We start from the raw sequence: 13202 nt of genomic DNA on the forward strand, positions 1-13202 counted from the left end.
AAATTATTTTTATACATTTTAGAATACAACTACTTCTTGTTGTTATACATACCAAAGTGAAAACAGGCCTGCACCCTTATTTTGGCAACCAGTCTTTATTTTTTTCAATAAATACATCCACAAGACTATCCACCCGGTGTCTCATCACATCCACATTCGAAGAATTGATTTCAAACTCAGGATTAAACATATTCATCATTATAGTATCACCCAAAGCGGGACTAAAATGGGTAACATCCCCATAATAGTTCAGGTCTGTGATTTCAGTCCTGTCGAGAAAAGAAACTACCCTTACATTATCGTACTTCTCTACCATACGGGTAAACTTAGCCGCAAAACCGAGAAACTGGTTATAATAATTATGCCTGCGCGTATGATACCAATACAAGGCCGAATAGGACGGGAACATAAATGTGTAATTCACATCCTTGTGTTTATCTATTTCCAGATTGGTAATAAAGGAAGTCAGGCTCCTATCCATCCGCCCCTCCATATCTTCCACATGCTGGTATAATACGCTGTTTCCTGCCAGATAATAGTTTTTTACAAATTCGGCACTATAAGTTTTTGCATAACTTTCGGTACCTATCTGATCGAGATCTGTTTTCATTTTATATACATCGGGCAGATTCCCATCCTTTATCTTAAAATATAACTCTAGCCCCAGATCGACAGGAATATATTGTATCAGAGCCTCGTAGCTATACAAGTATTGCAGCTTGTTCATAAAGCCGTCTGCGTACAGGTAGCCCGGATAACGGGATACAACCCCGGCCTGATTGAAAAAAGGCATATCGACATTGATTATAATATTCTTCACATTTCTCTCCTGTACTATTGAATACAACAGTTCCATTTCTGCCAGATTCATACCTCCGGAAGACAGTTTTACAGGTTTCATCCCTTCATTTGCATTACGCAAAGTAGAGATATTGAAACTCTGTACCATCGATGAACCTATAAGTGCCGTATTGTATTCATAATTCTTCGCCAACCCTCCATTTACAAAACGGGGATTCAATATATAACGAGATTTAGGATTTACCCTGAATTGAAGGAATGGGTCTACTATATAGCAAGTCAGCCCGATTATGAACAGCACTAAAACTGGTGATATCGCAAATGCTGTCAGAAAGCTCTTAGATGTATATTTCTTACCTGATATATCCATAATCTGCTAAAAATTGAAATAGATAAAAGCACCCACTTTCGAAAAATGAATTACAGCTATTGAAAACAGAACGGCCGACAATATAGCTATTTTCGGCTTCGGTTTGAATTCATTATACAAATCGATGCTGTTTTTCGGGAACAGGAATACAAAATAAGACACTATCAAAAGAATTCCGATTACAAATATCGACTGGATAATATCCGGATAAGCCAATGTGGTATTGAACGCCAGATGTGATATTCGGTCAAACGAAATTACATCCGGAATATACATCGTCTTCAGCATTATCAGAGCATCGCTCACTGTCCATGAACGGAAGAGCACCAGTGCCGAACTCACAAACAGGAAAGTAAGGAAAATCCTTATCAAGTCAGGTATTTTTTCCAGTTGCTTGTCAAATATCTTCTCAAATACACGGACAAGCCCGTGTAACGAACCCCATAGTACAAACGTCCATGCAGCTCCATGCCAAAGCCCGCTGACGAAGAACACCGCAAAAAGGTTGAAACAGGTACGGGCATATCCTTTCCTGTTACCTCCGAGCGGAATATAAATAAGGACAAACAAAGATCGCCCCAGTGTAATATGCCATCGTTTCCAGAACTCGGTAATACTTTTCGACTTATATGGTGAATAAAAATTCACAGGCAGGTTTATATTAAACATTTTACCCAAGCCTATTGCCATATCGGAATAACCGCTAAAGTCGAAGAATAGTTGGAATGTATAGGCCAGAGAACCGAGCCATGCACTGGCGAAAGTCAGGTGATTGGGATCAAAAAAAGCATTCCCCGAGAAAATACTCAACGTATCGGCTACAACAGCTTTTTTAAAAAGGCCGATAATAAATATAAAAAGCCCTTGTGCAAAATTATCTATATTGAAGAACCTATTCTTATCATCCTGATATTGAGCCATTACATCCTGAGAAAAGACGATAGGCCCTGCTACCAATTGAGGAAAAAAGGTGATAAAAAGAACATAATCCAATACTCCGGGCACTTTTTCCTGCCTCTTATTCACGCTTATCAGGTATGCTATCTGCTGGAAGGTAAAGAAGCTGATCCCTAATGGCAATATGATCTGTTTGAGAACAAAATCAGTATCAAACAAAGTATTGATATTATCCAGAAAGAAATTATAGTATTTGTAATATCCCAGTAAACAAACATTGAACAGAACTCCGGTAACAAAACAGACCTTTCTAAAAAGAGGCTTCACGGCATTCTGCACCCCTGTTGCCATTATGTAATTGACAGATATGGAAATAAGGATAAGCCATACATAAGAAATATGGTTGTACCCGTAAAATACTAATGATGCGAATATAAGAAGTAAATGCTGTATCTTCCGGGATACATAACGTGACATGCCGAAATAAAGAATCAATACTGCCGGCAAAAAGACAAGAGTGAATATATATGTGGAAAATATCATAAATAAGAAAAATCGCTTACTCTATAATTTTGTATGTTTTTTTACTGTACCAGCTACGTTTTACAAAACACTTGCTCAGTCCTATCCAGAAATTCATTTTAAAGCGGCTCCAAGCCTTATTTCCGGATTTCACCTGCGGAAAATAATCCGTATCGGCCAGAATATTAAAATAACGTTTCTTTTGCTCCATCCCACCTTTCAAGAACTCGATATGATGAGTCACTGTTCTGGATTTTGGGAATACATAAAAACGTCCTTCTTTTATATTGGGTACATATGGATAGCTGTATCGAATATAGCTGGGTACATGCACCGGCATATTTTCTCTTATCCATATAAATCTAACATTTGTATCTCGTAAAAAGTTTGTGATATGACATTCCGGAAAAAGCTCAAAATCAAATATTCCGGGGTTATCTTTTATATATTTCGTTTCTATAATTGCAAAGTCTGTCGCCAAGGCATAATACTTATCATACCAGTCGGCGCTGGCCCATACCGCATCAGTCTTCTCCGACAGCAATTTCGTATATTTAGACTGGATGCTATCCCCATAAACCCATGTATCGGCCTCCAGTATCAGCGTATATTTACAATCCTCGGGGATATACTTCGCCCCTTCCATCAGCAGTTGGGAGTTACCTTTCCTGTGCCCTGCGTTTTCTTCGAGTATTACCAGCTTATCTATATGAGGAATAGATTCGGGTAAAATATTGTATCCGTTTTTCTTCCCGTTACTTACAACTATAATATAATAATCATTCTCTTTCCATGTATCGGAAATAATCTGAAGATTATATTTCAAATCCTCGATTCTATCATAAACACGTATAAGAACAGCCAGCTTCATTCTGTTTATTTTGTGTGCCAGGTTTCCAATCCTTTTTTAGTAAAAGAATACTGCTGTACTCTTCCCCCAAGGCTCTCCAAGGCCTTAGACACTGCAAACCGTGTATTACCCGGACAATAGAAAAAGACATAACCACCTCCGCCTGCACCGGATATCTTTCCGCCCGACGAACCGGCGTTTATAGCCGTATTATATATCTCTTCAAACAATGGGGTCGATATACCATCTGCCATCTCCTTCTTATATGTCCACCCACGATGCAGAATATGTCCTATTTCGTCAAGATTATTTTTAAGAACGGCCTCTTTTATCTCATATGCCTGATTTTTTATCTGATGCATCGCCTCTATCGACTTTGCCTTTTGTTCTTTTACATTCTTTTGCTGTTTTTCTATTATATCACCCGAATTACGGCCTGTGTTGGTATAATAAAGCAACATATTATTTGATAATTCATTTATTGTCTCGTTACGTATCCGCAACGGGTTTACAATAACCTTATCATCAGAGTAGAACTCCATAAAATTGAATCCTCCGAATGCGGCGGCATACTGGTCCTGCTTTCCTCCGGCCTGTTTAAGGTCGGCACGTTCGATAAGATATGCCAGATACGCCAGATCATATTCGCCCAAAGGCAATGTAAGCCATTCTGCATAGGCCCCTAATATGGCGACAGCTAACGTTGAAGAAGTTCCCAGTCCCGATCCAAAAGGGACCTCCAAAGCACAAGTAAGAGTAAAAGATAGTGGTTTACATATAAAATCTTTCACTACCCTGTTGTAAATACCTTTCATCAGATCCGCCTTATCATTCAATATGGGAAGTTCCAAAGCTGAATCGAACACATATTCCTCATCATTCTGAGGTATACGAAATACAATTTTATTATCATTACGTGGCTCTATATTAGCGTATGCATACAAACTAATAGTAGCATTCAGTATGCAGCCGCCATACAGATCCGAATATGGAGAAACATCCGTTCCCCCGCCTGCTAATCCCAATCTGAAAGGCGCCTTACTTCTTACAATCATGGCCGGATTTTTTATTATTTTGTAAAATTAACTGCAAACTTATATAGATTTTCGTAATAAGCATTTACAGTCTCATATATTTTATGTTCTTTTTTATATTTATCACCTACCAATACAGTTAACATCCCCAGCTTATTACCAAACTCAATATCTGATTTGCTGTTACCTACCATTATTGATTGGGCAAAATCAACTACAGGATAATCCCGCTGGACCTGGAAAGCCATACCTACATTTGGTTTTCGGTTTATAGCCGCAGAATCCAAATCGGTACAAAAGTATATACCGGTAATACTGCCTCCGCATTTTTCTATCTCATGTAACATATGACTATGTACATGTTCCAGATCGGACAGGGACATTACATTTCGCCCCACTCCTCTTTGGTTTGTTACAATAAATATATAAGCAAAAGCCTGAGATAACAACGCTATTGCCTTTAATGAATCTTTTTCGAAGACAAACTCAGATGTGTTTTTTACATAATCACCGGGACGTTCCACATTGATTACACCATCTCTGTCTAAGAAAAGGTATTTATATTTCTTCAAATTATTCATTTTTCTTTTTCACCTCTCCTATTTCTTCGAAAAATCCACATTCGCTTTTTCGAAATCGGAAGGTATTCCTATATCTATAAAGTAGTTATCTTGCGAACAACCATATATATTTATATCGCCGATGTGCGACTCCATTATATCTTTTTCAAAAGAAAATTTTTCAGGCAAAGGTAATCTGGTAAACAGATTCTTTGCCACTATATATACACCTCCGTTAATCAACCCCTCTTTCTTGTACTGCTTTTCATTAAAACAGACAATACGCTCATTATCATCCAGTTCAACCGAACCGTATCTATCAAAGTCGGCCATTGGCTTAAGGGCAACCGACAGATCAGCTCCATGACTTCTATGGAAATCCAAAAACAGACCGGAGTCGATATCGAAAAATGTATCACCGTTTATAACGAAGGCTTCTTCTCCTTTTACTTTTCCGAATGCCAGCTTTATAGCCCCGCCTGTACCTAAAGGATATTCTTCTACTGCATATGAAATTTCGAAAGGCCTGTTTTGTGTTTCAAGCCAATTGATAACAATATCAGATTTATATCCTAATGACAATATCAGATGATCGAATTTCTCATTAGCTGCATAATCAAATAAGTATTGTAAAAATGGTTTTCCGGCAACTTCGGCCATACATTTAGGTACATCGCTCACAACAGACTGCAAACGTGTACCAAAGCCTCCTGCCAAAATAATACACTCTTTCATTATTTTTTAATTAAGGTCTCTGACCTGTTTATTCCTTTTATATATAAGAGCCACGGTTAGTTGTGACTAAATCTCTTTTTTGCTTTCAGCTACTTATGATATGGTCGATTTCCTGCTTCTTATTTTCTTTTCATTTCTGAAGCTAGCCAGGGTCCTCGTTCCTATATTACGGCTTGGTATATAGATATAGTATTTATAGAACATGAAATAAAAGAAGAACAGATATATAATCAGATTTAGATCGACCCATCCTTTCACATTCAATCCTAATGAATAGACAATTATCGCCGCCGACATCAGGTTTACGGCCCAGTCTTTAGTTAAATAAAGCCGGGTTACGAACATTGCAAAACAATAAAAATAAATAGTCCCTGGAACCCCTACCCAGAAGAGCATTCGCGAGTATCCGACATCTGTTCCAAAGAAAGACATTCTTCCGGAACCGAAAATAAGAGTATCCAAATCTTTCGGAATCAGAAACATTTCCTCCAATCCGTTAGACGAGCGGGTTTCCAGTTTACCTGTTCTTATAAAGTTTGTAAACAGCTCAAAAGCCCAATCAGAAAAATGCGGGAAATAAAACATCGCAAAAATATATCCTCCTGCCATCATAAAAATGGAAGAAATCAGAAATATCTTCGCCTGCTTTCTCTCCGATTTATTATCCCATAGGTATAAAATTCCGATGACGGCCAAGCCAACAGCAGCCCCGATAACTGTTGTACGAGCCATAAACAGACCGATATAGAAGGTAAAGACATATAGCATGGCTAATGTAATAAAACCTATACTGTTTAATTTCAGCCTCATTAGCAGATAGGAAATTACAATAAGTCCTATCCCGCTTATAACCCCTGCCCCAAAGAAGGCGATACCATACCCCATAAGCCGTTGACTTCCTCCTTCTTCCATAACATCTTCTGTATATTCGGCCTGCATCTGTATAGAAAAGAAAAAATCATGTATAGCATCGCTCTGATTCATTCCGAATGTGATCAGTGCCTGCAATCCTATAGCTGCGGCAATATACAGTAGAACTGTGTTGAATGAGGGTTTCTTATGTATCTTATATATGGAGAAAATAACCAGATATGCCGAAAAGAACCATGCGATCTGACTTCTGATATAACCAAATGTATAAGGGTCACTCATATTATTCAGCCACCCCGAAGTGTAAAATATAAAAAGCATCACAAGCAAGCCGGCTATTACATATATCACCTCCCTGAATGGAAAGTTATGATAAGTGTATAGCCCCAGCCCCAATACCCCGGATAAGAGAATAAAGGAAGACCCCCGTACGTCAAGTGCCTGCGGATATATGAAGTAAAACATCAGTATCAACGGCAAAAACATCGGTATAATCTGCTTTAGCTTGGACATATATTACCTGAATACAAATTTGTAAATAAGCGACTTTCTATATTTGAGTTTAAAAGTACACTTTGTGTAAAGAATAGCAAAATCTCTTGAGGTATAATTCTCTTCCTTATACAATGGAGACTCTTTCAACCTGCGCAGCACCTTCAATCCCAGACGCGAGTTTGCACATAACCGGAGCCAGTGAACTGATAGCATGCGTTCAAGATATGCCGCATCACAAAATGGGTTATCCCTGTTTACCCGAATTAATGAGAGCATAAACTCTTCACATTGGTCTAAATACCTGAAAGATGAATGCAGAGGTACACATTCAGCTACGGATGAATATATTTCCAGAAAATCATCGTCTGTAGGTAAGCCTAGACGGAAACAATGGATTTTAAAAACTTTTTTCTTATTATCTGTCTGTAATTCTTCATTTAATGACGACACCTGATGTTGGTGAACACGGTACAAAAGAAGAGGTTCTCCAATATTAGCAAGTTTCGTTTTATACATAGCTTTAGACCATAAAGCATAATCTTCGACATGAAGATACTCAGGCTCGAAACTCAGTCCTAATTCTGTGAACAAGCGTTTTCGGATCATTACAGCCGGATGGCAAATTCCCGATTTAAACAGCAAATATGCCCTTAATTCTTCATCTTTCAGAGGGCTGTGATGCAAATCCCGTTTACCGGCATTCTCTGTTCTGAAAGCATAAAAAAGTGTACTGACAATATCATGTTCTTTATTTCTCTCCAGGAATGCGACCTCCTTCTCTATACGGGTAGGCAAAGCTATATCATCCGCGTCCATGCGGGCGATGTATTCACCTTTACAAAGGCTGATTCCTTTATTCAGTGTTTTTATAAGTTTCAGATTTTCTTCATTTTCCACGACCGTTATCCGGGAATCTTTTTTTGCCAGTTCATGTAATATCCGGCCGGTATTGTCAGTAGAACAATCATTAATTGCTACAATCTGCAAATCGGTATATGTCTGATTCAAAATCGAGTTCATCGATTCTTCCACATACTTCTCCACATTGTAACAAGGCATCAATACCGAGACCAGAGGCTTGTTCATCTTTTATTTGCAAGGATTGCGTTAAAGACGGATTTATATCCGTCTACCATTTTTTCGATTGTAAAGTTAGCAAGATATGATTGTCTTGCATGTATTGACATGCTTTTTTTTATATTTTCATCCGAAAAGATGTATTCTATCTTTTCTGTAAAGAGATTTACATCATTATCTACAGCAAATCCATTTTTACCGTCAAGGACCTCTGTTATACCTCCTACGGCCGAAGCAACCACCGGAACTCCGAAAGCCAATGCCTCTAACAGGGACATGGGTAATCCTTCATAGTTGGACGGCAGTATAAACAAATCTGCATATTTCAGGTAGGAGCATGCCAGATGTGCCTCACCCAAGCAAAAGACATTGGAAGGAACGTCATTCATATCTGTTTTATTTCCAATCCACACAAAGGCATATTGCGGCATTTGTTTCGCTATATCAAGGAAAAGGTCAAATTTCTTTTGTTTTGAGATACGGGATATGCACATTACTATTTTAGAATAGGATGATTTCAATCTGTCCAGTTCTGTCGTAATCCGGTCCTTTATTTCAATTTGCTCCAGATACTGGTCCGTAACGCCATTGTATATACATTCTACATTCTTATAGATACCTTCCTCACGCATACTATCTACGTCGTATTGGCTGACCCCTATTATTCGATATACACTGTTTTTGAGAAAACGTTCGACAACCAAAAAACGATTAAACGCTTTCCGTATCGAGTCAAATCCATGAACCGTATATACTGTTTTTTTACGACTGAAGACAATACGTCCCAATACACCCATCTTCGAGGAATGAAGATGTATTACATCGGGATTATATTTGAATCTATAATAATAAAGTTTGAAGAGCAGACTTATATCTCTTATCGATACCTCTTTGCGATGATTGTTTAATTTTATTTTTGTAAAATTATTTCCTAAAGCGTTCCACGCTTCACCATCTCCTCCATATAAAACAAATAGTTCGTGTTCGGAACTCAAAGTTTTAACCAGATTTGCCACAATCGTCTGCGCTCCCCCATATTCTGAAACTGTTATGATCTGGAAAATCTTCATTTAATGCTTTGCCTACAATTTTGAATTGTAAAGATAATAGGAATAATCTATTATTGAGAAAAATATGACTTTTATATATTTTCTTTAGTTTATTTTAAAATCCTTAATTATCTGACAATCATCTTTCGCCAATTGATATATCCAAAAATAGAAACGATAAAGAAGATGAAAAATAATATACCGGACATAATATCTTGTTGTACGAATAATAATATGCCTGATACAGCATTCGCAGGTATTACGAGCAACCACTGCTCGGCCCACTTACGGGAGATCATCCACAACGCGACAATATTGAGCGATGTGGTAAGGGCATCCCCGATAGTAACAAAGGACGGGTTGTGGCTAAATTGTATCAGAATAAGATAAATCAACAACGAAATAATTATCACTCCTAAGATAATGGGAATAATAAATCGTTTCCCGACATGGGTAATAATCTCCGCTCCCGAATCTTTGTCCCTGTTACGCATGATCCATACTATCCATCCATAGACTGAGGCCAGAAAAAAATAGATATAAATCCCCATACTGGCATACAAGCCCGTCTTATAGAATATATAGATATAGAATGCAGCCATAACGATACTTGCCGCCCACATCCATACATTTGCCTTGTATTCCAGATATAGGAAAACCAGCCCTATAATTGCGCCGGTTATGCTTACCCAGTTATTTTCTACAAAAGAAAGAATTATATCCATCGTTATTTTCCAAAATTAGCGGAGCATCTCGGTATGGCTATGAGATACTCCGCCGTTATTATTACATTTCTATCAGAAACGGTATCTTATTTTTCCCAGCAGGTTCGCTCCTGCCTGAGGATATAATCCACGGTCAACCGATTCGCTTCCATCTTTGAAACGGGCGGTATATACCCATGCGTTCGCACTATATTTGATACTTGCCAGATTATTGATAAAGAACTGAAGGTCAAATTTACCAATTTTAGGGGCATCCAGTGTATATGAAGCCACCATATCGGTTACAAAATAATCGGATAAACGATTATCGGCGTTCGAAGTGTTATCATAATACATACGACCAACATATTTATTGATAAAAGACAGCGTAAAATCTTCTTTCTCGAATGGTTTGAATGTAACGCCGAGGCTACCTACCGTATTCGGAGAGAATGAAATATCGGTTGATTTATGGAATTCCGAAACTTGTCCTACCTGATTCCAGTCATTCTGATTATCATACAGATCGTAATAAACCGTATAATTCTTTATCTTATTACGGCTCAATGTCAGGTTCCCATCCAAACGCAACCATTCGGTAGGGGTATAAGCCAATGATAATTCTATGCCTGTACGATAACTGTCAGGTACATTTTCCTGCAACTTATAACCGATATCATTCAGCTTTCCGGTTTGCACCAACTGGTCTTTATAGTCCATATAGTAAAAATTGGCACTGAACGAAACTATCGAATTAGCATACTTATAACCTAACTCATAATCATATAACCTTTCGGGAGCAATACTTCGCGAACCTCCGCCTTTCAGTGATTCTTTCAGGTCAGCCCGTAATGGTTCCCTATTTGAAATGCCGAATGATCCGTAGATCTCATTATAGTTACTGAACCGGAACGAAAGACCTCCTTTCGGATTTATAAAATTATAATAATTCTTATTGGTCAAATCCATCAGATCATCATCCAATCCATTCATGCGATAATCTATATACCTTTCTTGTACCTCTGCGAATAGCGACAAGTTATCTACCGGGCGGTATTCCATTTTAAGAAAGGCGTTCATGTCCTGTTTCACGGCTGTATTCCGATTCCAGTTATACCCTTCCGGGATATCCTCATTATGCTTTACCCACAATAGTCTACCATAATGCGATCCATCATAGTAGCTGTACATTGCTCCGGCCGTAATGCCCAGCTTACCCGCTTTATAATCCAGATTGAAACCGCCTACATAGAAGTCATTTTGCATCAGTTTACGCAATGTAAGATCCGAACTCTCATAAGTCGTCCCTCCTACAATTTGTTTTCCTAGTCCGTAATCTGCAAAAGCCTCATCCACTTTATAATTCTCGTAATAGCCGTAACCATTATTATAACTCAGGTTTACATTCAGAGTCAGCCTGTTTGTCAGATAACGGGTATAAATCAACTGCCCGATATTAGAATAATAATTATCCGTTTCATTATCATAATATTGGGTTCTGCCATTATCATCTTTATATTTTCCGGCAGGATTGTAGCGTCTGTTAATTTTTAGCGTATCAGGGCTTATACCTTCCCATGTAATACCCGTATGCTGAATACCATTCATATAAATAAGACGAATCAGTTGTTTATCGGAATAGTGTGACAACGCCGCATATATATTCTTATGGTCTACCTTTCCGTTGCGGATATATCCGTCACTCCTGATATACGAATAGCGGGCATCGAGCGACAGTCCGCTTTTCATGATACCTGTTCCGGCTGCGCCTGTCAGCAATAAAGTATTGTATTGCCCATAGGCAGATGACAGGTCGGCATAGGCTTTATTTCCCTTTCCTCCGGCTGTCTGCATAGAGATACTGGCTCCAAAAGAGGCCGTGCCGTTTGTCGATGTGCCCACTCCCCGCTGCACCTGCATGCTTTGCAATGAGTTAGACAAGTCCGGCAGATTAACCCAATATACCTCCTGGCTTTCCGGATTATTTAGCGGCATACCGTTCAATGTCACATTTATACGGCTCGCATCCGTACCTCTGATACGAAGCGCCGTGTTTCCTACGGCTGTTCCGCCTTCGGTATATGAGACTACCGATGGTAAGGATTGTAATATAAAAGGAATGTTCTTTGCGGCATTGTCCTTTTTAATTTCCACTTCTCCCAAATCTGAATACGAGATAGGTGCTCCCCGGCTTACCCGGGTGGCAGATACGACAACCTCCTCCAGTTTTATGAGTTTAAGGCTATCCGCCTGTTGTTGTGAATAAACAGCTCCTGCTCCAGTTATTACAAAAGCAGCAAAAGCTAAAAATACCTTTTTCATTTACATACTAAATTTTTATAAGCATAAGACAATCACTCTTGTTTCATACTTTGACGTTAAACAAAAAAGGGGTTTAATAAGATGATTTCCCGGAATTTAAGAATATGCACGTGCGCAATAGCATCTTCTTTCCCTACGCCGGCATTACCCGGATCAGGTTTAATGGGTGTGATCTCAGCCTGTAATTTTAAGGCACCCCTAAGATTTCGAGACAAAGATAATTAAACCATTTTAATAAATAAGTGTTTACCTATTATAAAATTTTTCTATAACTAGGATTTCCAATGTTACAAAACGGGATTTTCCTAGTCATATATAGTATTAGATAAAATTAAGTACCTTTGTAACATAAAACTTAAAAAACATGAAGAAGAATATTTTTATTGCGGTTCTATTTTCTATTGTAGCGTTGGTTTCTTTCTCGTCATGTGAAAGCGATGATGACTATCTAGTTAGAAGTGGATTGTACTGCGATTTTTTATCAACATCAAATAATAAAGGTTATTTTGCCAGTAATGGTGGAGGAAGTTATTCGTTCCGCGATCTACCTGATTTAGGCTATGGCGATATTATAGGCATGGAATATAGGGGTACTACTCTTACAATTACAGGAGATATACGAGAAGGAGATGTTATCCGGGATCTATACATCAGTGTTCAGGGCGTAGGTGATTTCCTTTATGCCTCTGACATAGAAGTATATAAAGACTATGAAAAGATTGTATTTAACACTTCTAACGATCGTGAATTTTATAATTTTATGAATGATGTTATGTACAAATTTTATAGAGATGGACGGATCAATATTGTTGTGGATGGATATATTACAAACTATCAAGGAGTAGGTATCGGAAATGTAGAAATGGAAATATATCTGGATAGCTCACTTGATGTTACCGTTCGAAGATAATCCAAC

Annotated in this window: 12 protein-coding genes and 1 riboswitch; of the genes, 1 reads left to right on the forward strand and 11 read right to left on the reverse strand. The window is 38.2% G+C overall.

Features of this window, described 5'->3' with window-relative positions; translation table 11 throughout:
• Positions 1-76: 76 nt before the first annotated feature.
• The 11 genes from IR083_RS05900 to IR083_RS05950 all read right to left on the reverse strand — a co-directional run bounded on the left by IR083_RS05900 (position 77) and on the right by IR083_RS05950 (position 12286).
• Complete coding sequence (locus IR083_RS05900) at positions 77-1171, reverse strand: hypothetical protein (protein WP_194223621.1); 1095 nt, start codon at positions 1169-1171, stop codon at positions 77-79.
• 6 nt (positions 1172-1177) lie between these two features.
• Entirely contained in the window at positions 1178-2611 is a 1434-nt protein-coding gene (locus IR083_RS05905; RefSeq protein WP_194223622.1) for an MBOAT family O-acyltransferase, read from the reverse strand.
• Between the two features lie 16 nt (positions 2612-2627).
• A complete protein-coding gene (locus IR083_RS05910) occupies positions 2628-3461 on the reverse strand; it encodes a hypothetical protein (RefSeq protein ID WP_194223623.1) in 834 nt (277 codons plus the stop codon).
• A 5-nt stretch (positions 3462-3466) separates the two neighbouring features.
• Entirely contained in the window at positions 3467-4495 is a 1029-nt protein-coding gene (locus IR083_RS05915) for a dehydrogenase (protein WP_006798469.1), read from the reverse strand.
• A 14-nt stretch (positions 4496-4509) separates the two neighbouring features.
• A complete protein-coding gene (locus tag IR083_RS05920) occupies positions 4510-5055 on the reverse strand; it encodes a D-glycero-alpha-D-manno-heptose-1,7-bisphosphate 7-phosphatase (protein WP_194223624.1) in 546 nt (181 codons plus the stop codon).
• Positions 5056-5073: 18 nt separating this feature from the next.
• On the reverse strand, positions 5074-5769 hold the full coding sequence (locus tag IR083_RS05925; RefSeq protein ID WP_006798471.1) for a nucleotidyltransferase family protein: 696 nt from the start codon (positions 5767-5769) through the stop codon (positions 5074-5076).
• Positions 5770-5862: 93 nt separating this feature from the next.
• Positions 5863-7152, reverse strand: a complete 1290-nt coding sequence (locus tag IR083_RS05930; RefSeq protein WP_194223625.1) for a hypothetical protein — start codon at positions 7150-7152, stop codon at positions 5863-5865.
• Between the two features lie 3 nt (positions 7153-7155).
• On the reverse strand, positions 7156-8220 hold the full coding sequence (locus IR083_RS05935) for a glycosyltransferase family 2 protein (RefSeq protein ID WP_006798473.1): 1065 nt from the start codon (positions 8218-8220) through the stop codon (positions 7156-7158).
• Complete coding sequence (locus IR083_RS05940; RefSeq protein WP_006798474.1) at positions 8217-9281, reverse strand: glycosyltransferase; 1065 nt, start codon at positions 9279-9281, stop codon at positions 8217-8219. Before IR083_RS05940 ends, IR083_RS05935 begins: the two co-directional genes overlap by 4 nt.
• A 107-nt stretch (positions 9282-9388) precedes the next feature.
• The gene (pnuC, locus tag IR083_RS05945) at positions 9389-9985 is read right to left on the reverse strand and encodes a nicotinamide riboside transporter PnuC (RefSeq protein ID WP_194223626.1); all 597 of its coding nucleotides are present in this window, start codon (positions 9983-9985) and stop codon (positions 9389-9391) included.
• A 72-nt stretch (positions 9986-10057) separates the two neighbouring features.
• Positions 10058-12286: a TonB-dependent receptor gene (locus IR083_RS05950; protein ID WP_194223627.1), complete on the reverse strand. Its 2229-nt coding sequence runs from the start codon at positions 12284-12286 to the stop codon at positions 10058-10060.
• Positions 12287-12399: 113 nt separating this feature from the next.
• Positions 12400-12496: riboswitch (TPP riboswitch) on the reverse strand.
• A gap of 154 nt (positions 12497-12650) precedes the next feature.
• Between IR083_RS05950 and IR083_RS05955 the strand changes: the two genes are divergently transcribed.
• Positions 12651-13196, forward strand: a complete 546-nt coding sequence (locus IR083_RS05955) for a hypothetical protein (RefSeq protein WP_006798477.1) — start codon at positions 12651-12653, stop codon at positions 13194-13196.
• Positions 13197-13202: the final 6 nt, after the last annotated feature.

It is taken from the genome of Dysgonomonas sp. GY75 (assembly GCF_015234155.1).
Lineage (GTDB): Bacteria > Bacteroidota > Bacteroidia > Bacteroidales > Dysgonomonadaceae > Dysgonomonas > Dysgonomonas gadei.

Coding starts and splice junctions, on each gene's coding strand:
- IR083_RS05900 (WP_194223621.1), bottom strand. CDS start 1,171: ATGGATATATCAGGTAAGAAATATACATCTAAGAGCTTTCTGACAGCA.
- IR083_RS05905 (WP_194223622.1), bottom strand. CDS start 2,611: ATGATATTTTCCACATATATATTCACTCTTGTCTTTTTGCCGGCAGTA.
- IR083_RS05910 (WP_194223623.1), bottom strand. CDS start 3,461: ATGAAGCTGGCTGTTCTTATACGTGTTTATGATAGAATCGAGGATTTG.
- IR083_RS05915 (WP_006798469.1), bottom strand. CDS start 4,495: ATGATTGTAAGAAGTAAGGCGCCTTTCAGATTGGGATTAGCAGGCGGG.
- IR083_RS05920 (WP_194223624.1), bottom strand. CDS start 5,055: ATGAATAATTTGAAGAAATATAAATACCTTTTCTTAGACAGAGATGGT.
- IR083_RS05925 (WP_006798471.1), bottom strand. CDS start 5,769: ATGAAAGAGTGTATTATTTTGGCAGGAGGCTTTGGTACACGTTTGCAG.
- IR083_RS05930 (WP_194223625.1), bottom strand. CDS start 7,152: ATGTCCAAGCTAAAGCAGATTATACCGATGTTTTTGCCGTTGATACTG.
- IR083_RS05935 (WP_006798473.1), bottom strand. CDS start 8,220: ATGAACAAGCCTCTGGTCTCGGTATTGATGCCTTGTTACAATGTGGAG.
- IR083_RS05940 (WP_006798474.1), bottom strand. CDS start 9,281: ATGAAGATTTTCCAGATCATAACAGTTTCAGAATATGGGGGAGCGCAG.
- pnuC (WP_194223626.1), bottom strand. CDS start 9,985: ATGGATATAATTCTTTCTTTTGTAGAAAATAACTGGGTAAGCATAACC.
- IR083_RS05950 (WP_194223627.1), bottom strand. CDS start 12,286: ATGAAAAAGGTATTTTTAGCTTTTGCTGCTTTTGTAATAACTGGAGCA.
- IR083_RS05955 (WP_006798477.1), top strand. CDS start 12,651: ATGAAGAAGAATATTTTTATTGCGGTTCTATTTTCTATTGTAGCGTTG.